23 protein-coding genes and 1 tRNA gene are annotated in these 24426 nt (G+C 32.2%); 13 read left to right on the top strand and 11 right to left on the bottom strand.

Annotated elements, in window-relative coordinates:
• Positions 1 to 44: 44 nt before the first annotated feature.
• The 4 genes from CXF54_RS09105 to folP all read right to left on the bottom strand — a co-directional run bounded on the left by CXF54_RS09105 (position 45) and on the right by folP (position 2849).
• A complete protein-coding gene (locus CXF54_RS09105; protein ID WP_101203299.1) occupies positions 45 to 446 on the bottom strand; it encodes a hypothetical protein in 402 nt (133 codons plus the stop codon).
• Positions 447 to 521: 75 nt separating this feature from the next.
• On the bottom strand, positions 522 to 1307 hold the full coding sequence (gene cdaA / locus CXF54_RS09100) for a diadenylate cyclase CdaA (protein WP_232782599.1): 786 nt from the start codon (positions 1305 to 1307) through the stop codon (positions 522 to 524).
• A gap of 35 nt (positions 1308 to 1342) precedes the next feature.
• Positions 1343 to 2032, bottom strand: a complete 690-nt coding sequence (locus CXF54_RS09095; protein WP_101203298.1) for a hypothetical protein — start codon at positions 2030 to 2032, stop codon at positions 1343 to 1345.
• Entirely contained in the window at positions 2025 to 2849 is an 825-nt protein-coding gene (folP, locus tag CXF54_RS09090) for a dihydropteroate synthase (RefSeq protein WP_101203297.1), read from the bottom strand. The genes CXF54_RS09095 and folP overlap by 8 nt, the downstream gene beginning before the upstream one ends.
• A gap of 115 nt (positions 2850 to 2964) precedes the next feature.
• Between folP and CXF54_RS09085 the strand changes: the two genes are divergently transcribed.
• From CXF54_RS09085 to CXF54_RS09050, 8 genes are all read left to right on the top strand, one after another.
• The gene (locus CXF54_RS09085) at positions 2965 to 3504 is read left to right on the top strand and encodes a DUF1599 domain-containing protein (RefSeq protein ID WP_090840084.1); all 540 of its coding nucleotides are present in this window, start codon (positions 2965 to 2967) and stop codon (positions 3502 to 3504) included.
• Positions 3505 to 3538: 34 nt separating this feature from the next.
• Positions 3539 to 3892, top strand: coding sequence for a four helix bundle protein (locus CXF54_RS09080; RefSeq protein WP_090840083.1), 354 nt, complete (start codon positions 3539 to 3541; stop codon positions 3890 to 3892).
• Between the two features lie 93 nt (positions 3893 to 3985).
• Positions 3986 to 5290, top strand: a complete 1305-nt coding sequence (locus CXF54_RS09075) for a BT_3928 family protein (RefSeq protein ID WP_101203296.1) — start codon at positions 3986 to 3988, stop codon at positions 5288 to 5290.
• 102 nt (positions 5291 to 5392) lie between these two features.
• On the top strand, positions 5393 to 6469 hold the full coding sequence (locus CXF54_RS09070; protein ID WP_101203295.1) for an ABC transporter permease: 1077 nt from the start codon (positions 5393 to 5395) through the stop codon (positions 6467 to 6469).
• An 11-nt stretch (positions 6470 to 6480) separates the two neighbouring features.
• A complete protein-coding gene (tpiA, locus tag CXF54_RS09065; protein WP_101203294.1) occupies positions 6481 to 7230 on the top strand; it encodes a triose-phosphate isomerase in 750 nt (249 codons plus the stop codon).
• 146 nt (positions 7231 to 7376) lie between these two features.
• Positions 7377 to 8216: a 50S ribosomal protein L11 methyltransferase gene (prmA, locus tag CXF54_RS09060; RefSeq protein WP_101203314.1), complete on the top strand. Its 840-nt coding sequence runs from the start codon at positions 7377 to 7379 to the stop codon at positions 8214 to 8216.
• A gap of 236 nt (positions 8217 to 8452) precedes the next feature.
• Entirely contained in the window at positions 8453 to 9283 is an 831-nt protein-coding gene (locus CXF54_RS09055; protein WP_090840073.1) for a M57 family metalloprotease, read from the top strand.
• Positions 9284 to 9379: 96 nt separating this feature from the next.
• Entirely contained in the window at positions 9380 to 9655 is a 276-nt protein-coding gene (locus tag CXF54_RS09050; RefSeq protein ID WP_090840133.1) for an ATP-dependent Clp protease adaptor ClpS, read from the top strand.
• A 44-nt stretch (positions 9656 to 9699) separates the two neighbouring features.
• On the opposite strand, the gene CXF54_RS09045 is transcribed toward CXF54_RS09050, so the two are convergent.
• From CXF54_RS09045 to CXF54_RS09030, 4 genes are all read right to left on the bottom strand, one after another.
• The gene (locus CXF54_RS09045) at positions 9700 to 9903 is read right to left on the bottom strand and encodes a DUF2892 domain-containing protein (RefSeq protein ID WP_090840071.1); all 204 of its coding nucleotides are present in this window, start codon (positions 9901 to 9903) and stop codon (positions 9700 to 9702) included.
• Between the two features lie 66 nt (positions 9904 to 9969).
• Positions 9970 to 10671 (bottom strand): M50 family metallopeptidase, encoded by a 702-nt coding sequence (locus CXF54_RS09040; RefSeq protein WP_101203293.1) that lies wholly within the window; start codon positions 10669 to 10671, stop codon positions 9970 to 9972.
• A gap of 135 nt (positions 10672 to 10806) precedes the next feature.
• Positions 10807 to 10880 (bottom strand) — tRNA-Arg (locus CXF54_RS09035).
• Positions 10881 to 10947: 67 nt separating this feature from the next.
• Complete coding sequence (locus tag CXF54_RS09030; RefSeq protein ID WP_090840067.1) at positions 10948 to 11100, bottom strand: SsrA-binding protein; 153 nt, start codon at positions 11098 to 11100, stop codon at positions 10948 to 10950.
• A gap of 707 nt (positions 11101 to 11807) precedes the next feature.
• On the opposite strand from CXF54_RS09030, the gene CXF54_RS09025 reads away from it, so the two are divergent.
• Both CXF54_RS09025 and CXF54_RS09020 read left to right on the top strand, forming a co-directional pair.
• A complete protein-coding gene (locus CXF54_RS09025) occupies positions 11808 to 12899 on the top strand; it encodes a mechanosensitive ion channel family protein (RefSeq protein WP_101203292.1) in 1092 nt (363 codons plus the stop codon).
• 134 nt (positions 12900 to 13033) lie between these two features.
• A complete protein-coding gene (locus CXF54_RS09020) occupies positions 13034 to 15013 on the top strand; it encodes an endonuclease (protein WP_101203291.1) in 1980 nt (659 codons plus the stop codon).
• Between the two features lie 69 nt (positions 15014 to 15082).
• On the opposite strand, the gene CXF54_RS09015 is transcribed toward CXF54_RS09020, so the two are convergent.
• Both CXF54_RS09015 and CXF54_RS09010 read right to left on the bottom strand, forming a co-directional pair.
• On the bottom strand, positions 15083 to 17347 hold the full coding sequence (locus CXF54_RS09015; protein WP_101203290.1) for a M56 family metallopeptidase: 2265 nt from the start codon (positions 17345 to 17347) through the stop codon (positions 15083 to 15085).
• A 2-nt stretch (positions 17348 to 17349) separates the two neighbouring features.
• Entirely contained in the window at positions 17350 to 17709 is a 360-nt protein-coding gene (locus CXF54_RS09010) for a BlaI/MecI/CopY family transcriptional regulator (protein ID WP_101203289.1), read from the bottom strand.
• A 177-nt stretch (positions 17710 to 17886) separates the two neighbouring features.
• On the opposite strand from CXF54_RS09010, the gene CXF54_RS09005 reads away from it, so the two are divergent.
• Positions 17887 to 18828, top strand: coding sequence for a calcium/sodium antiporter (locus CXF54_RS09005; protein WP_090840057.1), 942 nt, complete (start codon positions 17887 to 17889; stop codon positions 18826 to 18828).
• Between the two features lie 124 nt (positions 18829 to 18952).
• On the opposite strand, the gene CXF54_RS09000 is transcribed toward CXF54_RS09005, so the two are convergent.
• Complete coding sequence (locus CXF54_RS09000; RefSeq protein ID WP_101203288.1) at positions 18953 to 19972, bottom strand: glutamine synthetase beta-grasp domain-containing protein; 1020 nt, start codon at positions 19970 to 19972, stop codon at positions 18953 to 18955.
• A gap of 188 nt (positions 19973 to 20160) precedes the next feature.
• Here CXF54_RS09000 and CXF54_RS08995 point away from each other — a divergent pair, with 188 nt between their 5' ends.
• A complete protein-coding gene (locus CXF54_RS08995; RefSeq protein ID WP_101203287.1) occupies positions 20161 to 22347 on the top strand; it encodes a glutamine synthetase III in 2187 nt (728 codons plus the stop codon).
• Between the two features lie 333 nt (positions 22348 to 22680).
• Positions 22681 to 24129 (top strand): hypothetical protein, encoded by a 1449-nt coding sequence (locus CXF54_RS08990; RefSeq protein WP_101203286.1) that lies wholly within the window; start codon positions 22681 to 22683, stop codon positions 24127 to 24129.
• Positions 24130 to 24426 lie beyond the last annotated feature (297 nt).

The following is a 24426-nucleotide window of genomic DNA, read 5'->3' as shown; positions in this document are numbered from 1 at the left end:
TATTATTGAAGAATGAAATCAGGAAATTTAGATTTAAATTAGCCTTAAACCGGAACACCTATTTTAGCAAGCATTTTTTTTACTTTAGAAATTTCTTCAGAAGTTTTTAGGTATGCTAAATCACGACTTTTTCCATTTGTTAATTTTAAAGTCATTCGTTTAGAACCAAAAACGGTTTTTTCTGTTAATCGTTCTATTGTTTTAATTTCAATTTTTTCTTGACTTGATTTTTTGAAAAAGAAAAAATATAAGACTACTATTGATACAATGCCTAATATTAGCCAAATGATTTGCATAAAACCAATTCCGTCTTCACTAATATAAGAGACATTAAGAAGGGCATTAATAAGGTTTAGAATCATTAATGCTTTGATCATAAAATACTGGGATTTTAATCCATCTTTAATGTCAATTGTTTTGTCTTTTTGGTTGTAGTTAATGTCCATTGCTATAATCTTTCAAATAATGTAAAATGTATAAGAGGTGTGTTGTTTTGACTTTTTAAGAAATAGAAACAAGACTTATTCTAAATCATTTTTCAAAATTTCTGCTAATTCAATAGTGTCTTCAAACGGAAGGAATTCTCCATTTCTAAAACAAGAAATTTGGCCTGTTTCTTCACTTACAGCAATTGCAATAGCATCTGTACGCTCCGTAACACCAACTGCTGCACGATGACGTAGACCAAAACGTTGCGGAATGTTTTTCTCGTTATTTACAGGTAAAATAACACGTGTTGCTTTTACAATATTATCTTGTATTATAATGGCACCATCATGTAATGGGCTATTTTTAAAAAAGATACTTTCAATAATAGGTTGCGTGACTCTGATATTCATTTCGTCACCTGTATTAGCAATAAAATCAAGATTATTATTGCGTTCTAAAACAATTAAAGCACCTGTTTTAGTACTACTCATTTTATTGCAGGCAGAGATGATAGCATCTATATCTGTGGATGTCCCTTGTTCTATCTTTAAAAATTTTAACTGACTTAAAAACTTACGCCTGCTGGCAAAATTGGTGCTTCCAATCATCAATAAAAACTTTCTGACTTCTTGTTGGAATACAATAATTAAGGCAATAAAACCAACACTAATAAAACCACCTAAAATTTTGGTAAGTAAGACCATTTTTAAGGCTTCTACCGTAAGGTAGATAAAATAGATAACTACAATACCAATAAAGATATTAATGGCAACAGTACCTTTGACTAGCTTGTAAACGTAATAGAGTAGCAGTGCTACTAACACCACGTCGATCATGTCTATCCAACTGAATTTTAAAATGTCTTTAAATATTTCCAAGGGAAAAGTGTTTTTGTAAATTTAATATAATTGGGTTAATAAATGAATTCGTTGTTTGAAATTGAAAGATTTGTTTTGTTATAATCAGTGAGGTTGTTTAAAATTGACTTAAATTCAATATAATCCTGAAAAATCAAATTATGTTTGAAAGATAATGATAAGAAATTTTCGCCATGAGGTGCTAAAATAGATTCTAGATCGAATATTAATTTTGCATAACTTGACTTAATTATATTTGAGAATTTAGAAGAAGTAATATCAATTTTTACTGAATCTTGAGAATGAACTTTTATTTCAATGTACATGGAAGTATCATTAGTTCGTTTACTCTCTTCTTTTTTACTAAAATAAGCAACATCAGTAAAATCAATAAACCCTAAATTTTTAATGCTCGTATCATTGCAAGTATAATAATTTCTAGCTTTTTCATTTTTATGCATAGTTGCATTACGCTTTTTCTCTTGTAGTTTTATTATTGATGGTAAGGCTTGTTCTAGCGTTAAACGTTTATCAACATTAATTAACCAGTTTGTAGATATAATTAAGTTTTTTCGATTTAACTCGACACTATCTTGTTTGGTTTCATCATAAAAAATATAGGCAGGCGAGACGTCTAAAACTTCTGTTATGTCTGCATTTTGTATTTCTGGTAGTTGTAGTGCTTTTTCATTTCCGCAGGAAAAAAATAAAAGCACTATACTGATAAATAATAATCTGTTAAGCATGTAATTGATTGTAAAGTGTGATACATTCTTGGGCTTCTTTAACATCATGCACGCGCAGTATTTTAGCGCCTTTTTGCAAAGCAATCATGTGTAAAGCAGTGGTCCCATTTAAGGCGTTATTTGCTGTAGTGTCTAGCGTTTTGTAAATCATAGATTTTCTGGATAGACCAGCTAGTAATGGTAATTCGGTAATATTTAAAAGTTCGAAATTATTTAGTAGTTCAAAATTCTGTTCTAATGTTTTAGCAAAACCAAAACCAGGATCTAAAACTAAATCAATAATGCCTAAAGCACGAGCTGTTGCAATACGCTCTGAAAAATAAAAGTTTATGTCTTTGACTAAATTATCATAAACCGTCATTGTTTGCATGGTTTGAGGCGTACCTCGCATATGCATCATAATATAAGGGACATGTAAATCAGCGATGGTTTGCAGCATGTTGTTATCTAAATGACCTGCCGAAATATCGTTAATCAAAGCAGCTCCAGCCTCAACTGTTGCTTTTGCAATAGTACTTCTAAACGTGTCTACTGAAATATTGATGCTAGGAAAATTACTAACTAGAAGTTTAATTATTGGTAAAATACGTTGCAATTCTTCGTCTTCAGACACAAACGGCGCATTTGGTCTAGAACTATAAGCCCCAATATCTATAAAAGTAGCGCCTTGATCTAGCATGTTTTTGACTTGATTCAAAATAGAAGTTTCGTCTTTATAACGTCCGCCATCAAAAAAAGAATCGGGTGTAACATTTAAAATACCCATTACTTTTGGAGCACTTAAATCTATAAGTTTGCCTTTACAATTTATTGTCATTTGTACACTTATATATGGTGTTGGGATAAGCTTAGTAAAACTTTAAACCCTAAACCTTGACGTTTAAATAATTTTATGCGAAATTTACGCAAAATTCAATTAGAGTTTATCAAATATGCAAGATACTTCAAAACAATACGATGCTGTTATAAAAACCTGTCGCGACCTTTTTATTAATAAAATGACGGATTACGGAAGTGCTTGGCGCATTTTACGTTTACCATCTTTAACAGATCAGATTTTTATAAAGGCGCAACGTATTAGAGGTCTGCAACAAAATGATGTGCGTAAAGTTGACGAAGGCGAGCAAAGCGAATTTATCGGGATTATTAACTATTGCATTATGGCTTTAATCCAGTTAGAAAAAGGCGTGGTAGAGCAACCGGATTTGGAAGTAGAAGAAGCTACGGTTTTATACGATGCACAGGTCAAAGCAACAAAGCAGTTAATGCAAGACAAAAACCATGATTACGGAGAAGCTTGGAGAGATATGCGTGTAAGTAGTTTAACGGATTTAATTTTACAAAAATTATTACGTGTTAAGCAAATTGAAGACAATTCAGGAAAAACAATTGTAAGCGAAGGGATAGATGCTAATTATCAAGACATGATTAATTACGCCATTTTTGCCATGATACATTTAACTAATGACTAAAATTCCAAAAAACAAAAACTAAATTCCAAATAGATTGCGTACTACAAAAACTTTTAATTTAGAAGATAGAACTTACGAGTTTGCAAGGGATTGTCGTTTTTTGGTTAAGGATTTAAATAGAACAATTTCTAATATAGAAGATGGGAAACAATTGGTTAGGTCTTCGGGCTCAGTAGGTGCTAATTATATTGAAGGAAATGAGAAATTAGGAAATAAAGATTTAATATTTAGAATTAAAATTTCAAGAAAAGAAGCTAAAGAAAGTGAATATTGGCTAAAACTTTTGAAAGATTTGAATAAAGGAGAGTCAAACAGAATAGAAACATTAATAATAGAAGCAAACGAAATTAGAAAAATACTGTCTGCAATAATTAATAAATTAACATAATTACGAATTTGTTTTTTTGAAAGTTGAAATTGTTAAGCAGAGTGTTTTGGAATTTAGTTGTTGGAATTTGATATTTAATATTTAATTAAAGTTATGAAATACATAGTCGGTTTTTTAAGAATATTTGTTGGTGTATTTTTTATTATTTCGGGATTTATAAAGCTTAATGATCCTATTGGATTTGCTTTTAAATTAGAGGAGTATTTTGGTCCAACCGTTTTAGATTTACCATTTTTTATTCCTTATGCTTTAGGAATTTCAATAATAGTAGTTGTTTTTGAAGTGCTTTTAGGTATATTTTTAATTATTGGATACAAGCCTAAATTCACGATTTGGAGTTTATTATTAATGATTATCTTTTTTACATTCTTAACCTTTTACTCAGCGTATTTTGATAAAGTAAAAGACTGCGGATGTTTTGGTGATGCCATGAAGATGGACCCATGGGAAAGTTTTGGTAAAGACGTTTTTCTGTTAGTTTTAATTCTAATTATTTTCTTCGGGATAAAACACGTCAAACCATTTTTTGGCAAGTTAACCACAACCATACTGTCTTTATTAAGTTTTATAGCATGTTTAGGATTTGCATACCATGTATTAATGCATTTACCATCAATTGACTTTAGACCTTTTAAAATAGGAAATAACATTACAGATAACATGATTGTTCCAGAAGGTGCACCACAACCTGTAATAGAATACACTTGGGTATTTGATGAGAACGGTACAGAAAAGGCATACATGACAAGCGGATCATATCCAGAATCTACAGGTACATATGTAGGTGTAACTACTAAAACAATATCTGAAGGTTATGAGCCACCAATCCATGATTTTTCAATAGAAAAAGATGGTGAGGACTTTACGCAAGATATTTTAACAAGACCGCACGTGTTACTAATTGTTAATTATAATTTGGCAATATCAGAAACAGAGGGTTTAAAAGCTATAAAAATAGCATCGGATATGGCAATTGCTAACGGTTATGATGTTATTGGTTTAACAGCCTCTGGAGAGGATAAAGTAGCGCAAGTTAAGTCTGATTATAAATTGGATTTTGATTACTATTTCTGTGATGAGACTGCTTTAAAAACAATCATCCGCTCTAATCCAGGATTATTAAAATTAGAAAAAGGAACCATTATCCAAAAAGTACATTGGAATGATATTGACCAATTAGCATTGCCTAAAGTTGATCGTCCAGCTCCTAAAGTAGTTCAGGAGGTTGCTGCTTATTTTATTGATGATGCTTTGGCAACAAAAGCAGAGACAGAGGCTTTGGATCCAGAAACTATTGAGAGAATGGATGTATTTAAAGACAGAACACAATTGGACTCACTAAATATAGACACACAAAAAAATATTACGAGTGTGATTAAAATTACGCTTAAAAAATAATAATGTCACTTCAAGTGTTTTGTGAGGCACGAGCAAAATGTATCGAGAAGCACATTATTTTGTAAAGCAGTAGAACAACGTATCTAAAATAAATAAAACAATCTGATAACCTATTTACTAAATAAAACCCTGTATGCATTACTCACATTATTTGGTGTGGTAACTGTTATATTTCTATTATTTAGTGTGCTTCCAGGAGATCCTGCACAAATGATGTTGGGTCAAAACGAGGATAGCCAGCAATTAGCCATTATCAAAAAAAAGTATGGTTTTGATAAGCCGGTGTCGACGCAGTATTTTTATTATTTAAACGATTTGTCACCAATCTCATTTCATTCTAAAACAGAAGGCGACTATACCTATTTAAGTCAAAATAAATATTCAGCAACACAACTGTTTGCAATAGGTAACACAACTACAGTTATAAAATTTCCGTACTTACGGGAATCCTTTACCAAACAAGGTAAAAAAGTAAGCCAAGTATTATCAGAGACCTTACCCAATACGTTTGTGTTAGCAGTTTCGGCAATACTAATCGCAATCTTTTTAGGTGTTATATTAGGTGTGATTTCAGCATTAAAAAAAGACACATTTTTAGATAAAATAATTCAAATATTAAGTACCTTAGGGATGAGCGTACCATCCTTTTTTAGTGCCATATTATTTGCATGGTTATTTGGTTTTGTATTACATAAATACACCAATCTAGAAATGACAGGTAGCCTTTACGAGTTGGATGATTTTGGCGAAAAAATGCACATTAAATGGAAAAATTTAATCCTGCCAGCAATTGTTTTAGGGATTAGACCATTAGCAGTCGTGATACAATTAATGCGTAACTCCTTATTAGAAGTCTTTAATCAAGATTATATCAGAACAGCCAGAGCAAAAGGCTTATCAGAGTTTCAGATTATAAAAAAGCACGCCATTAAAAATGCACTAAATCCAGTAGTCACTGCAATCTCAGGGTGGTTTGCAAGTATGCTAGCAGGCGCAGTGTTTGTGGAGTATATTTTTGGATGGAACGGATTAGGAAAAGAAATTGTAAATGCGCTTAACACCTTAGATTTACCTGTAATTATGGGTTCTGTGTTAATTATCGCCTTACTATTCATTATAATTAATATTTTTGTAGATATAATATACACTTGGTTAGATCCAAAAGTTAAATTAGAATAAAACAGAACGTCATGAGAAAAAACATAGTAGCCGGAAACTGGAAAATGAATAATGATTTACCACAATCAGAAGCATTAATTTCAGATTTAAAAAAGCAAACAAAAACATCTAATGCAGAGGTTATGATTGCGCCAACATATACTAACTTATGGCATGCTTATGAAGCAACTAGAGAAGACGATATCGAGGTTATTGCACAAAACATGCACTTTGCAGAAAACGGTGCATATACCGGAGAGGTTAATGCAGATATGCTTAAAAGCGTAGGTATAAAAACAGTAATCCTAGGACATTCAGAGCGTCGTGCGTATTTTAACGAAGACGATGCTATTTTAGCTAAAAAAGTAGATCAAGCCCTATCAAAAGATTTGCGTGTCATTTTCTGTTTTGGAGAAGAACTAGCAGACCGTAAAGCTGCAAATCATGAAGCAGTAGTAGAAAGTCAAATCAAAAACGCATTGTTTCATTTAGACGCTTCAGCATTCAAAAATATCGTGTTGGCTTATGAGCCTGTATGGGCAATTGGAACTGGCGAAACAGCAAGTCCAGAACAAGCACAAGACATGCACAAATTTATCCGTAAAACATTAAATGACAAATACGGCAACCAAGTGGCGGATGACATGACAATCCTTTACGGTGGTAGTGTAAAACCTGCAAATGCCAAAGAAATTTTTTCAAAACCAGACGTAGATGGTGGATTAATTGGTGGAGCAGCCTTAAAAGCTGAAGATTTTTACGCAATCGTAAACGCCTTTTAAACACATACAAAATTCAAAATAATTTGGGCGTTACCACAAGGGTCGCGTCTTCCGTTATATCTTTTTTTGCCATATATGGCAGCAAAAAAAGGATGCCACTACAACCGCTAACGCAGGCTAATCTGCAAAATACAGTACAAATTAAAATGTCAAATATTATTTACATAGGGTATTACTTTAAAGTGCAACCAATGCAACCAGGAACAGAAATTCTTATTGCAGAATTAGGTTACGCAGGATTTGAAAGCTTTGTAGAGACCGAAGAAGGAGTTACAGCATACATCCAAAAAGAAGAGTATTACGATACTATTTTGGACGATATCCAAATATTAAAGTCAGACGAGTTTGAAATCACATATACCTTTGACGAAATTGAGCAAACCAATTGGAACGAAGAGTGGGAGAAAAACTTTAACCCGATAGTAGTTGATGATCTGTGTGCTGTACGTGCACCATTCCATGACAAGTTTAATACAGAATATGATATTATCATCGAACCAAAAATGAGTTTTGGAACAGGGCATCATGAAACCACACACATGATGATCCAGCATATTCTTAAAAACGATTTTGAAGGCAAGTCCGTTTTAGATATGGGATGCGGTACAGCTGTTTTAGCGATACTAGCAGAGATGAAAGGTGCAAAACCATTAGATGCTATAGATATTGATAACTGGTGCTACTTAAATAGCTTAGAAAACGTGGAGCGTAACAATTGTAAACATATTTCTGTTTATGAGGGGGAAGCAGCACTTTTAAAAGATAAAAAGTACGATACCATTATAGCAAACATTAATCGTAACATCTTATTAAACGACATTGCAGCATATTCAAAATGTCTTGATGCAAAAGGCACCCTGTTTTTAAGTGGTTTTTACCAAGAAGACATCCCAATGATAGAAAAGGAGTGTAACGATAACCAGCTTGTTTTAAAAGATACATTAACAAGAAATAATTGGGTTGCACTTAAATTTGAAAAGCAATAAATCAGAGCTAAAAATCTAGTTTCATTATTAATAAAATAGCGTTTTAACATTTTTAATGTAAAAACGCTATTTTTTGTGGTAAAAACCGCAACATTCTTCTTTTTTAATCATTTACCTTTGACTTGATAATTATCTCACATTTGGTTAATAGCAAAATACCCTTAAACTAACGTTTAAAGATCATGTGAAACATTTTACGTAAAGCAAACCATTTATTAATTTAAAATTCAACCAAAATGAACAAAATTAAATTTATGGCTCTAGCCAGCCTGTGTTTTATTTTAGGATTACAATCCTGTCAAAAAGAAGAAACAACCTCTATTGAAGAAGAAGCAATAGCAAAAAAAGAAATTTCGGCAAAAGTATTAGAAAAGTTAGCCAATGCGCAAATCAACACTAATAATGTCAAACTAGTCGATTTTTTATTACCCGACGGTACCACAAAAGAAATGATTGAGGTAGAAGGTGATATTTTTATGAGTGAAGAAGAAGTCTTAAGTCTTGAAGACGACGCTTCTACAGATCGAAACTATCGTACAAACAACCTAGTTTCTCAAGGTAAAACCATTACAATTATTGGTTATACAGGAGGTAGCAATGCGTTGTCTTCAAAAGAGAGAACAGCTTTACAATGGGCTGTTAATAATTATAATGCATTAAGCGGAGTTTCAATTTCGTTTCAATTAACATTCGGAACCAACTACCAATCTAAAGACATGGTAGTGTATCATAACCCAAATGAGTCTGGTTCTGGTGGATCGGCAGGTTTTCCCAGTAATGGTAACCCAAATAAATTTGTACAATTGTACGGTTTAGATAGTTATGATACTAATGTAGTAGAGCATGTTATTACTCATGAAATTGGACATTCTATTGGATTTAGACACACAGATTGGTTTAACAGAGCTAGTTGTGGTCAAAACCAAAATGAAGGTGCAGGATCTATCGGAGCAATTGATTTAGGTGGAAATGATCCAGCGACGTCTGTAATGTTAGCTTGTTTTAGTACAAGTGAAGATGGAGAGTTTGGTACTGATGATGTTAATGCATTACGTATAATGTATTAATATTTAGTTAAATACGTATTAAAAAGGCTTCTGTTGCAACAGAAGCCTTTTTTTATGTCTAATAATTTTTTACTTTTATACCAAAAAGAAGTACGTATGAGTACAAAAGAGAAAATACAAGAACAACACGAGGTCGATACTTTAGAGAAGCCAAACAATGAAATTGTTGTTTATAACGATGATGTAAATACATTTGATCATGTCATAGATAGTTTAATTTATGCCTGTGATCATACACCAGAGCAAGCAGAGCAATGTACTATTTTAGTGCATTATAAAGGGCAATGCACGGTTAAAACAGGTGCTTATAAAGAGTTGGAACCACGATGCACAATGCTGCTAGAAGCAGGGTTAAGTGCAGAAATTATTTAAAAAAAAAGAGTCTTTAATTATAAAGACTCTTTTTTTTATGCTTGTTATTTTCTTTTACAAGTATTTACGCCTAGAATGGCATACAGTGGGCAAAAGTTGACAAAGCTTGTTATTAAAAACACGATTGCTACAGCCATTAAGACATAGGCTACCATTCCGCTAAGTATATCTAGATAATAAAGTAAGGCTATGAATATAGCTGCTAATACTCTTAAGCTTTTATCTAAAGCTCCCATATTTTTTTTCATAATACTAGTATTTATTACTTAAAAGTAAGCATTAGAAATAAAGAAGTAACTTTTTTAAAGTATTTTTTACAGTACGTTAGCTTCTGCTTTTTGTTTTTGGTATACATAGCGCAGCACCATAAACATAGTAATTACGGCTGTAACCATCCATATTACACCAACAAGCACACTTGGTATACCGGTTAATGCAGCAATAGCGTCAGCATCACTCCCAATATTACTATTGTCTATTAAGTCTCCTTTTATGTCTAAGATAACATAAGCACAAGAGGTTATTCCTAAAAATTTAAGCCATAAATCGTGAAAAAAAGTACCAAAGTATTTAAATGCAATTAGCATAAAAAGACCAAGTCCAAAGGTCATAGCGGTACCAAAAAACTCGCCAGATTGTAAAACAAAGTAAGAAAGTATTATTAAGATCATCCCGATAAGCAATGTAATGTACTTGTCCCGTTCTGATTTGACAGCTAAGACTAGTATTAGAGAGCCCCAGAATAAGCTGCCAAGGTAACCGGCACTTCCGGTCATGAATTCGCTCCAAAAAGTAGGAGAGATCGTGTATAAGCAATAGCCTCCAATGTGTTGACTAATTTGTATTTCAATTATTTGTCCGCCAAAAGCAATAGCCATTAATCCATGACTCATTTCATGAAGCATTACCACAAACAATTTAATAGGATAGACCAATAGGGTATTCCACAGTAGTGTAACTAATACAGTCAATACAATTAAGTGTATGCTTTGGTATTTTTTATCTGTTAGTGTCATTAAGTAATAGTTGTCGTCCCTAAAAATACAAGTAATCTTATTTTAATGATTAATTAATTGTGTTTTTTAGGAAAATACAGGATAAAAAAAAACCAGCAATTTCAAATATTTTTGAAATATGCTGGTTTTACTAAGTGACCTCGACTGGATTCAAACCAGTAACCTCTTGAGCCGTAATCAAGTGCGCTATTCAGTTGCGCCACGAGGCCTTTTTTTTTCGTGGGTGCAAATATATGAATTATTTATATTAACATCAAAATTATTTGACGATTAATTTTAATTTAATGTGTTTTTAGTTACAAATACCTTCCAGCCAAAAATAGCCATCTGTAATTTAGAGGCTTTGCTTAGATCCAGTTTTTGCTTTGTATAACTTGGTAGTATAAGTTTATTAACTTTAGATAAAAACTTAAAAAATGTTTTTTTCATTCCCTTTTAATTAGGGTTCAAAATTATAGCTTTAGTGACTATCTGCCTAATGATTTAGAGTTTTAAATAAAATGGTAAAACTTATTCTAGACTAAGTTTTACATTTTATGGTTTACAGTATAACCGATGTTAAAATGTCGATTATCATTTTGGCAAGTGTTAGCATAATTTTGTAGTTTAAAGGGTTAGTAATTACATCCATTTTCAGGATTGTTTTTTGAAGATATATTTTTTAAATAATATCTACCAAGCAAAAACAGGGATATTGATACATTTGACTTTACTTATATAAGTAAATAAACGTGATGTGTTTCGATTTTTACTTTTATGTCTTTATCAAAGTTATAATGTGTAACTCTAAATCGTGTTTATTGTTTTGATTTATAATAATTGTAGGGCGTTTTTTTAAGAGTTTACTTTGGAGTAGGGCTGTTTGATTTAAGATTAGTGGAATTATTTGAATTCTATTGTTTTCGATTTTAAAATTTTTCTTTTTACTGCTCACTTTTTTTTATAACAAAACTTTAATAGAAGTAATTTTTAAGCATCCAAACTAGTAGTAAATTTGCAGTATAATAGCGCGTTCTATTTTTGTAGTAGATTTAGGGGTGTTAATTTGGGGGTATATTTAAACATAAACGATACGTAAATGTGTATCAAAATTTAAAAACCAACTAAAAAAGGTAACAAACTAATAAATAATAGCAATGATTGATTTTTTTAAAGTACATCAGCAAGATCTTATTTACAGCATTTTTGTAATAGTTATTGTTATAATATTACGCGTGTTAACTAACATGCTACACAAGTGGGTTGTAAAAGAAAAGAAAAGGAAGTTTCCAACAGAAGCACCAAAATCGACCAACTTGCTTAAAAAAATATTAAATGCGCTTTGGATTATCTTAGGAATTATAGCTCTAAGTTATCTTTTTGTAGAGAATGACGATAAAAGTATTGTGATTCATGAGTTTAAAACGGTGTTATACGTCGGGCTTGTGTTGGCTGTAACTGTAATTGTTGCGACGACCATTAATTTATGGTTTAAATTAGATATCCAAAAAAAGATAGAAAGTAATCAAGACCCTACTAGTATCAAGTTTTTAAGGTCGGTAGTAATTGTTGGTATTTATTTATTTGGTTTTATCTTGTGTTTATTAGCGTTTCCATCTTTAAAAGGAGTGGCACAAACCGCTTTAGGTGGGGCTGGTGTATTGGCGCTTATTATTGGTGTTGCATCTCAAGAAGCATTGTCTAATTTAATTGGTGGTATTTTTATAATAGTTTTTAAACCTTTTAAAATAGGAGACACCGTTAAGGTAACAGATACCATGGTAGGTCGTGTTACGGACATTACTTTGCGTCACACTGTTATTAGAAACTTTGAAAATAAAATGATTGTCATCCCAAATGCTATCATGAATAAAGAGAAGTTGATAAACTACGATTTAGGTGAATTAAAATGTTGCGAGAGAATAGAGATTGGTATTTCTTACGACAGTGATGTTGCATTGGCCAAGACAATAATGAGGGAAGAATGCGAAAAGCATCCGCTTATATACGATAATCGTACAGAAATAGATATCCAAGATGGTAAGCCAATGGTAAAAACAGCGTTAACGGAGCTTAACGATTCTTCTGTGACCATACGTGCTTGGGCTTGGGCTAAAGATTTTAGTGACAGTTTCCAGATTAAAATAGATGTTTTAGAAAGTATTAAAATGCGTTTTGATCAAGAAGGTATTGAGATTCCGTTTCCTTATAGAACTATTGTTATGAAAAAGGATAAAAAAGACGAGTAACAATTATTAACTTGTTTAATTTATGATACTTTTTCTAGTTATAATATGCTGTTTTTGCAATTTGTTAATTTTAATTTAATACTAGAAGAAAAGCTTACCTGGTTTTAAATACTATTTTCGCAAAAAAAATAAGTATGAAAAAAATTACTCTATTAGTCTCTTTTCTTTTTTCAGTTTTGGGGTATTCTCAAACGGTTGTAATTAATGAGCTGGATTGCGATACTACTTTTGAAGGTAATAATATTGATAACCATGAGTTTATAGAATTATTATCAAGTGTTCCAAACTTTGCTTTAGATGGTTATGTTTTAGTGCTTTTTAATGGCTCTACAAGTGGTGGCGATTCTAGTTATTTCGCTTTAGATTTAGATGGTTACACTACAGATATAAATGGATTGCTTTTAATAGGTAGTAGTAATGTGTCACCTTTTCCACAAGTAACTATTCCTACTAACTTAATTCAGAATGGTGCGGATGCAGTTGCTTTATATTTAGGCGATGATACCGATTTTTTAGAAGGGACTTTAGCAACACAGGCTAATTTAGTAGATGTTTTGGTGTATGATACCAGTGATGCTAATGATACCGGCTTAATGGCATTATTAGGTGTTTCTGAGCAAATTAACGAAGGGTCTAGTAATAACACTAACTCAATCCAACGTTTTGACGATGGTTTAGCCAACGCTAATAGTATAACTTATGTTTCTACTACACCAACACCAAGAGCTTTAAATGATGGAAGTGGAGTGGTTTTAAATGGTGTTTTTACAACTATTACTGCCGGTTTTTTTAACGAAGGTGATGCATTTGATGTCACGTTTACTACAGAGCAAAATGTTACAACAGATCTAACTATTGATTTTACTTTAGATAATTATGGTTTTAATACTTCGGATTTTACGGGAAGCACTACTTTAGTGATACCTGCAGGACAAAATACAGTAACAACTACAATCATAATAATTGACGATGCTTTTGACGAAGGGGATGAGGTTTTAAAATTAGTAGTAACTAATTTGCCAACAACATTTATTGCGTTAAATAATAATTTAACAACTCGCGTTGTGGATAACGATTTTGTTGTGGCACCTTTTGGGACGCCCTTAAATTCAACATTTGGGATTGTTTCGGGTACACAACCTTCTGGTTATTATGACAGTTTAGATGGTTTGTCAGATGCAGACTTACAGCAAGCTTTACAAGATATAGTTGCTAATCCTGCATTAGTAAGAGGTCAAACTTACAGAGATGTTATTACTATATTAGAAGAAGCGGATCAAAATCCAGAAAACAGTAATCAAGTGTGGTTGGTCTATAAAGAAGAAGGTAAGCCTAAACTAGATTTTCAAACCACATCAGATAATACTGGTAAGTGGAATAGAGAGCACACTTTTCCAAGGTCATTGGCGGGATATAATAGTATAGACTTGGATGATGTTGGAGATGGTAAAGATGTGTGGTGGGCAACTACAGCAGACTCTTTAAGACACGGTAATAGTGATGCGCATGCATTGCGTGCTGCAGATGGACCAGAAAATAGTAATAGAAGTAATCAACATTACGGGCAATATAATGGACCTTCGGGCACATTAGGCAGTTTTAAAGGGGATGTTGCAAGAAGTGTTTTATATATGCAAATTAGATATAATGGGTTAAGTATAGAAAACGGATATCCAACAACATCGGGGCAAATGGGAGATTTGCAAACACTTTTGGATTGGCATAGAAATGATCCCCCAGATGATTTTGAAATGAATAGAAATAATGTGATTTACGAATGGCAGATTAATAGAAATCCTTTTATTGATCAGCCCGATTTGGTAGAATATATTTGGGGAGACCAAATTGGTAATATTTGGAATCAATCATTAAGTGTTGCTGGTTTTACAACCGAAACAATAAAAGTGTATCCTAACCCAGTTTTAGATAAATTATATATTTCGGGTAACAAGCCAAGTTATGAGGTTGCTGTGTTTTCTGCTGAAGGAAGAGCTGTTTTATCACAAACTATTAGTAATAATAGCTATGTTGATTTGAAACTAGCAAGTGGTTTGTATTTAGTTACTATTGAAGCTGAAGGCGAACGTCTAATAAAAAAGATACTAATCAACTAATTGTAATAGTTTATAAAATAAAAAAAAGACCTTCAATTGAAGGTCTTTTTTTATAGCTTAAAGATTTATTTATTCCGAAGTAACATCAATATTTCCAACTCCATCTAAACTTATTTTTATAGGACTAATTCCTTTGTTTGCTTGATAAGTGAATTTAGATTTTTTACCTTTTTTGTCTACCACAGATAATTTAAGTTTTGTGATTTTATCTTTGTTATTGCGATTAATAGTTAAGTATTTTAACTCTATACCTTGAGTTTGTAAATAAGCTTTATGCTGGCTTAAAACAACTTCTGGTGTGTTTTCAGAGATGTTTAAAGTGCTCCCATTTTTTAAGTGGTCTTCATCATCAGTATAAAAAGTTCCAGATACTTCAATGTTGCTAATTTTCCAAGGACTATCTTTTTTAATAGAATCGTTATTTTTTATTATTATTTCTTTTGAGGTGTTTTTTTCTTTTGTTGTTATTTCAATAATCCTATTTACATTTTTTGTATCGTATGCGCTATAAACTTCATAAACTTGCTTAGCAGTTTTATCCTTTAAAACAGTCATAGATTTAATGTTGTCAGGATTTAATTTTTTTAATTCGCCATTATCAACCTTTTTTCCATCTATAATAATAATTGTTGAGTCGTTAAAAACGCTATTAGAGTAACTTGTTTGACTTGCGTTACTGTCTTCATTTGGATATTTTAATATTGCTTTTTTAGGATTTACGCTATCTACAATTGGTGTAAAATTATAAGTCTTGCTCTCACTATCATTTTCAAAATGTTTTTTACTTGTAATTACGATAACTCCATTTTTTCCTAGTTCACCAAAAGTTTCTTCAGCAGATTTACCTTTTAATACGTTTATTGATGCAATATTTTCTGTGTCATAATTAATGTTATTTCCTTCTACAATTTTACCATCAATAACGTACAAGGGTTTCTTTCCATTTTCGGTTATTATAAGTTTGCTTTTATCATCACCAATAGCTTCTGTTTCTATTTTGTATGAAAAATCACTATCCTCATTATTGTCACTATCTAATACGATATTAACAGAGTCTCCTGTGTTTTGCAGATGTACAGTGCCTACATTTTGTGTTTCTTTTTTTGAATAAAGTTGTTCTGTCAATACTGTTGTTGTACCTTCTTTAGTTACTTTCATGTTCATTCCAAATTTTTCATAGCCAAAATGCAATTCATTATTTTTAACTTTTAAAATAAGGTTACCAATTGGACTTTTATCTTTGTGATTGTAGGTGATGTGTTTTGTGAAATTGTTTTTATTTTTAGATTGTGTTTCAATAGATAGATTAATAATTTCTCCATCACTATTTCTATTAATATCAGAGAATTTAATTTTTAAATCATCTGCAAGTATCTCTAATCGGTTTTTAATAGCTTCAATCTCTTTGTCTGATGATTTTGAGGTAATTGTAAACGTTTCAGTTTTAACTATTGTACTTTTATTTGTTTCCGCTTTAGCGATATAAACTTCTTTTATATTAAAGCTCATTAAAAACAAGGCTAAAAAAGGAAGTACAATTGTAAACTTAAGCTGATTGCTTTTTTTGGATTGTGATTTTTGTAACATAACGATTCGTTTTTTGATTAATGATTGATAAAAATTATTGGTAACAGCCAATTGATTTGTAGTTAAACTAGCTTTTAATAATACGGTTTGATAACTTTTGGAGCATGCTATAGTGTTCTGAGCTACTTGGTCCGCAATAAACTCAAGGTTTTGTTGCATCGCTTTTTTGTAAAGCCAAATACACGGGTTAAACCAAAATAAGATGGTTGCAATTTGGGTTAATAAAATGTCTATAGAGTGTAGTTGCTTGGCGTGTACTTTTTCGTGTGTTATAATATGTTCTAGTTCGTTTTTAGTGAACTGGTTGCTGTTAAATACGATGCGATTAAAAAAGGAAAAAGGTGCGATATTAGCTTCAGTTTCAATAAATGTAAACTGTTCAGTTTTTGTTTTCTTTTGATTTTTTAATAACCTGTTTAATGATATAAATTGAAGTGTCACTTTTGTTGTTACAAATAGTACGCCTGCTAAATATATAAAAGGTAATAGCTGCCAATAATCAAATGGAGGAGCTTGGGTTGTTTGTTGTGTTGGGAACGTGGTTACTGAGGTTTCAAAAAATTGTATAGGTCTTGGAGTGTATTCTATATAAATAGGAATAATTACAAGTGGTAATACTATTGCAATAAATAATCCTATTAACAGAAACCAACGGTTGGCCTGAAAGAAGGTATCGCGTTGTAAAAATAATTTGTAGCACGCGTAAAATAGTATGATAATTGCCGAAGCTTTTAAAAAGTAGTCCATGTTTAGTCTTGGTTTTCTATTAAACGAATAATCTCTTTTAGCTCGTCAACGCTTATTTTTTCTTCTTTAGCAAAAAAAGAAACCACATTTTTATAAGAGCTATTAAAGTAGTTGTCTATAGCGGTGTTCATAAACTTATTACGATAGTCCTCTTTGGCAACGATAGGGAAGTAGCGGTGTGTTTTACCAAAAGCTTCATAACTAACATAGCCTTTTTCTTCAAGATTTCTAATCATTGTTGATAGTGTGTTATAATGTGGCTTGTCTGTTATGATGGCTGCCATGACATCTTTTACAAAAGCATGTTCTAGCTTCCATAGGATGTGCATAATTTCTTCTTCTTTATTTGTTAGTTTTTGCATGAGGATCATTTTTGTACAAAACAAACATAACTAAAAAAATAGTTATACAACTATAACTCTAGTTTTTTAACTATTTTTTTAGTTTTCAACGACAGACTTTCCGCTTTAGCGAAAAAATAGAAATCCAAATTCTTAATTAAGATTTCAAAATGTATCTTCGCAAAAATTATATTTTTTATGAGTGTAGCATATCTTATTTTAGGTTTTGTATTATTAGTGGTAGGAGGAGAGTTTTTGGTGCGATCGTCTGTAGCGCTTTCGTTTAAACTTAGTATTTCTAAAATTGTAATTGGTATGACGGTTGTGTCTTTTGCAACGTCTGCACCAGAATTACTGGTTAGTTTACAAGCGGCTTTAAAAGGGTCGCCTGCAATTGCTATAAATAATGTCGTAGGGTCTAATATTGCTAATATTGGCTTGGTATTAGGGATTACTGCTATTGTTGGAGCTATTGCTATAGATAAATCTTTTTATAGGTTAACATGGCCGGTTATGATGTTGTTTTCCATAGCGTTATATTACTTTTTATGGAACGATAACCAGTTAGTTGCACTTGAAGGATTGATCTTGTTTTTAGGTTTAATTGTATTTATAGTATACTTAATAAGAACTCAGAAATCTACTGACGATTTAGAAGAGGTAGATGATGCTTTAGCGGTTGTCTCTAATTTTAAAATCGGAATTTGGTTGCTAATTGGTGCAGCAGCATTATACTTTGGTAGTGAGTGGTTAGTAAAAGGAGCAACGCAAATTGCAACCAGTTTAGGTGTTAGTGAGGCTGTTATTGGGGTGACTATGATTGCTATTGGTACTAGTGTACCAGAATTAGCTGCGTCTGTTATAGCGGCTGCTAAAAAAGAAAAAGCGATTTCTTTAGGGAATTTAATTGGATCTAATATTTTTAATATTGGATCTGTTTTAGGATTGACATCTATGATTAAAACAATACCTGTAACAGAGCCACTTATTTTGTCTAGAGATATTTTCTGGATGCTGATTTTTGCATCTCTAGTATTAATATTAGGATTATTACCAAAACGACATGAAATAGGAAAGATTAAAGGTTTTGGATTGGTATTACTATATGGTATTTTTATTCTACTTGTATTTAGAGGTTAAAAATAACACATTATAAATGTCAATTAGTATTACGTTGACCGTTGGTTTTATGATATAAAAAAATGCTTTCTATAATTTATAGAAAGCATTTTTTTGGATTTAACTATGTAATCAATAGCTATTATTAGCTAATATTAGCAGATTTTACTGTCTTAATAATACGACCTGCTATTTTGTATGGATCACCGTTTGAAGCTGGACGACGGTCTTCTAACCATCCTTTCCATCCTTTCTCTACCGTGATAATTGGAATACGTATTGATGCTCCTCTATCAGAAATACCATAGCTAAAGTCATGGATAGATGCTGTTTCATGATCACCAGTTAGACGTTGGTCGTTAAACTCTCCGTAAACCGCAATGTGTTCTTTTACTACTGGTCTAAATGCTTCGCAAATTTTCTCGTATGTTTCTTGAGAACCACATGTTCTTAAAACAGTGTTAGAGAAGTTAGCGTGCATTCCAGAACCGTTCCAATCCATATCTTTACCTAATGGTTTTGGGTGGTACTCTATATAGTAACCATATTGTTCTGTTAATCTATCTAAAAGGTATCTTGATACCCAAATTTCGTCTCCTGCTTTTTTAGCACCTTGAGCAAATAATTGGTATTCCCATTGTCCAGAAGCAACCTCTTGGTTAATTCCTTCAAAGTTTAAACCTGCATCGATACATAAATCGGCATGCTCTTCTACTAAACTTCTACCATGAGTATGTAATCCACCAACAGAGCAGTAGTACATACCTTGTGGTGCAGGATATCCGCCAATTGGGAATCCTAAAGGCTTTTGTGTTTTTGTATCCATGATAAAATATTCTTGCTCAAAACCAAACCAGAAATCGTTATCTTCATCTTCAATAGTAGCTCTACCATTTGATACGTGTGGTGTACCATCTGCATTTAAAACTTCTGTCATTACTAAGAAACCGTTTCTTCTTGCAGGATCTGGATAAATTGCAACTGGCTTTAATAAACAGTCAGATGCTCCACCTGAAGCTTGTTTTGTAGAAGATCCATCAAAAGACCATACTGGGCAGTCTTCTAATTTTCCGCTAAAATCGTTTTCAACTTTAGTCTTACTTCTCATGTTTTGCGTTGGGTGATACCCATCTAGCCAGATATATTCTAATTTAGATTTAGTCATGGTAAAAATACTTTTTAGTTATATGTTACGACAAATATAAAATAAAAATGAATTTACCCATTAAAAAACAAGGGTATAAATCTTAAATTTATTAAAAAGATGTTAATAGCCCTGTTTTTTTTAGGGTATGATATTTTGAGTGTGGTAAATTTTGTAATTTCGTAAAATAATTAAATAAACAAGTATATATGTCAACATTAAGATTTCATGCTATAAAAGAGTCATTAAAGCGTAAACCGATTGTTATTGAAGAAAAACAACGTCGTTCTGAAATTTTTGGAAGTAATGTTTTTAATGAGTCGACAATGCGTCAATATTTGACTAAAGAAGCTTTTGAAAGCGTTAGAGATGCTATACAATTAGGAAAAAAAATAGATAGAGTAGTTGCTGATCATATTTCTACAGGAATGAAGGAATGGGCAATCTCTAAAGGAGCAACGCATTATACACATTGGTTCCAGCCTTTAACAGGTGCAACTGCAGAAAAGCATGATGCTTTTTTTGAAACTATTGGAGGAGGTTTAGCCATAGAAAAATTTGGAGGCGGACAATTAGTACAGCAAGAACCTGATGCGTCTAGTTTCCCTAATGGGGGAATTAGAAATACGTTTGAGGCGCGTGGTTATACGGCTTGGGACCCAACATCTCCGGCATTTATTTATGGTACAACATTATGTATTCCTACTGTTTTTGTGTCTTACACGGGAGAAGCTTTAGATTATAAAACTCCGCTGTTAAGAGCATTGCAAGCTGTGGATAGTGCAGCTGTTGCGGTGTGTAAGTATTTTGATAAAAACGTTAGAAAAGTAAATGCGTCTTTAGGATGGGAGCAAGAGTATTTTTTAATAGATCGTGATTTAGCTATGTCAAGACCAGATATTGTGCAGACTGGTCGCACGCTTTTAGGACATTCTCCGGCTAAAGGGCAGCAGTTGGATGATCACTATTTTGGAACTATACCAAATCGAGCGATGGCGTTTATGCGTGATTTAGAAACCGAATGCATGCTATTGGGTATACCGGTAAAAACTAGGCATAACGAGGTAGCGCCAAACCAGTTTGAATTAGCTCCAATTTATGACGAAGCTAATTTAGCGGTTGATCATAATTCATTATTGATGGATGTCATGGATAAGATTTCAGACAGACATAATTTTAAAGTGTTATTTCACGAAAAACCTTTTGCTGGAGTCAATGGTTCTGGAAAACATAATAATTGGAGTTTAAGCACGGATACTGGTGTTAATTTATTAGGTCCAGGAAAAACACCAATGAGTAATCTTCAGTTTTTAACCTTTTTTATTAATACAATTAAGGCGGTTAATGATAACGAAGAATTGCTTCGTGCTGCAATAGCATCTGCGAGTAATGATCATCGTTTAGGAGCAAATGAGGCGCCTCCAGCAATTATTTCGGTATTTATTGGAGAGCAACTAACTAAGACCTTAAACGAATTAGAAAATGTTACTGATGGTAAATTATCTCCTGAAGAAAAAACAGATTTAAAGCTAAATGTAGTTGGTAAGATACCAGACGTTTTATTGGATAATACAGACCGTAATAGGACTTCTCCTTTTGCTTTTACAGGAAATAAGTTTGAGTTTAGAGCAGTAGGCTCAACTGCTAATTGTGCTAACCCAATGACTGTTTTAAATAGTATTGTGGCAAAACAATTGATAGATTTTAAGTCAGAAGTAGATGCTTTAATTGATAAAAAGGATATGAAAAAAGATGACGCCATCTTTAATATTCTTAGAGAGTATATTAAAAAGTCCAAAAATATATTATTTGAAGGAAATGGTTATGGTGAAGCTTGGGAAAAAGAAGCTAAGAAAAGAGGGTTAAGTAATAATAAAACCACGCCAATTGCTTTAAAAGCAAAAGTGTCTAAAAAAACGCTAGATCTTTTTGAAGGACTAGGTGTTATGAATAAGGTAGAGTCCGAAGCTAGATATGAAATTGAAATGGAGGACTATGTTTTACGTATCCAAATTGAAAGTCGTGTTTTAGGGGATATTGCACGTAACCATATTGTGCCTACTGCTGTGAGGTATCAAAATGTATTAATTAAAAACGTGAAGGGATTAAAATCTATTTATGGTGAAGGGTTTAAAACGTTTGCTAAAGAGCAGTTAAACTTAATTGAACAGATATCAGGGCATATAGAATCTATTAATGCTAATGTTACTAAAATGACAGAAGTCCGTAAGAAATCTAATAAAAATGAAAATTTAGAGAAAAAGGCTTTAGCATATTGTAATAATGTTAAACCTTTATTTGATGCCATAAGGTATAATTGTGATAAATTGGAATTGTTGGTTGATGACGAGTTGTGGCCTCTAACAAAATACAGAGAATTATTGTTTACTAAATAGTAAGATTGATAACCAGTAAAAAAAATCCACATATTAATGTGGATTTTTTTTATTCTACAAGTAATGAATAAAACTTTAGTTTAACCGCTTTAGTTTTGTTTTTAGCTTTTTTGTTGAATTTTGTACGTAGAACTACGTATTTAAAATACTGAAAATCAATGAATTAAATATTTATTATTGAATATATTTTCCTACAAATAGTTTCGTTTCGTCGTTGATAAACTTCGCTTCATCGAATAAGTGTTTGATTTTCAAAGTTTTAAGTGCTAATTTGAATTTGATGTTATAAAACTCACTAATTTTATCATGCTATTAATCTAAAATATATTTAACATGAAAAAATTATTTTTCAGCGCAGCAGCGCTAATGTGTGGGACGGTAATGTTCGCACAATCGAACAACAGTTCAGTATTATCTCAAGGTAACAACAACATTTCGGCAGTTACTCAATCAGGTTTGACAAATGATTCAGATGTAGATCAAGTTGGAGACGACAATGATTCTGCTGTGGATCAAAATGGAACTTTAAATGCTTCTGAGGTAAGACAAGCTAGTGGGTATGGACCTTTAAGAAATCGTAATACAAGTGCAGTAGATCAAGATGGTACTAGTAATGATTCTTTTGTATGGCAAGATGGAGATGATAACACGTCTTCAATTGATCAAGATGGAACTAGTAATGATTCTTACGTAGACCAATGGGGTGACTTTAATGATAATGATGTGTCTCAAGATGGAGTTAATAATGACTCTGATGTTTTTCAAGGGTATAATGGAAACAATCACGTTAGTTCTGTAGACCAAGTGGGTGATGATAATGTATCTTATGTTTGGCAGGATGGAGATTCTAATACTTCGGAAGTTGATCAAGGTGGAGATAGAAATGACTCAAGTGTTAATCAAGACGGAGATAATAATATTTCTGATGTATTACAAGGTTTTGCTGGTAATGACAACACAAGTGTCGTAGATCAAGATGGGGATAATAACAACTCTAATGTAGATCAATGGGGAGATTTTAATGATAGTAGTGTTACTCAAGATGGTGACAATAACGACTCTGACGTTTTTCAAGGATACCCTGGAGACTACAATACCAGTGATGTAGATCAGATTGGTGACGATAACACATCTTATGTTTCGCAAGATGGTGGAAATAACACTTCTGACGTAGATCAAGATGGTAACTTGAACGATTCTAATGTTAATCAAGATGGTTTCTTTAACGGCAGTGCTGTTTTTCAAACAGGAAACTCTAATCTATCGACTACTGATCAAATAGGGAATGCAAATGGTTCTTCTCAAATTCAAACAGGAAGTGATAATGAGTCTTACGTCTCTCAAATAGGTAATAATAACGGGTCTTTTGTCGCTCAGGTTGGAGATTTAAATGATTCTGATGTGGAACAATTAGGGAATTTGAATAACAGTTCGGTAGCTCAAAACGGAGATAATAACTCGTCTGATGTAGATCAAATTGGGAACTCTAATGGTTCTTCTGTAGCACAAGCAGGTAATGATAATACGTCAATTGTTGCTCAAACAGGAAATGCTAATACAAGTACAGTTGCGCAATCAGGAGATTTACATTTATCAACAGTTGCACAAAATGGAATGGGTAATATTAGTAATGTAACTCAAGTTGGATTATCGCATACTAGTGATGTTTTTCAAAATGGTAATGCTAATAATAGTATTGTTACACAAACAGGTAATACTCATGTAAGTGATGTAGATCAGATTGGAAATGGTAACACTTCAACAGTAACACAAAGTAATTAAGTAGTAATTATGTATTGATAGGTAAAAGGGCTTGACATTTTGTTAAGTCCTTTTTTTTTTTTTTTTTTTTTTTCGGTTATTTGATGAGTTTCTTGTCTACGTAGTTCTACGTAGATTCAATAGTATTAGGGTTTTAGCTCCTTTTTTTGCGAATAAAAAAAGTAGGAAAAAACTTTATTTATTTGTATTTCAACGTGCAAAAACACAGTCTTAACGAATATATTGTTAATAACCTCGTTTTTTTTGGTTGTCGAAATTTACCAATCAAATATTTCTATATCTTTACAGAGCTATTAA

Source organism: Olleya sp. 1-3 (assembly GCF_002836085.1).
Classification (GTDB): domain Bacteria; phylum Bacteroidota; class Bacteroidia; order Flavobacteriales; family Flavobacteriaceae; genus Olleya; species Olleya namhaensis.
Note: the sequence above shows the minus strand (reverse complement) of the source record. Positions and strands in the feature narration are given on the sequence as shown.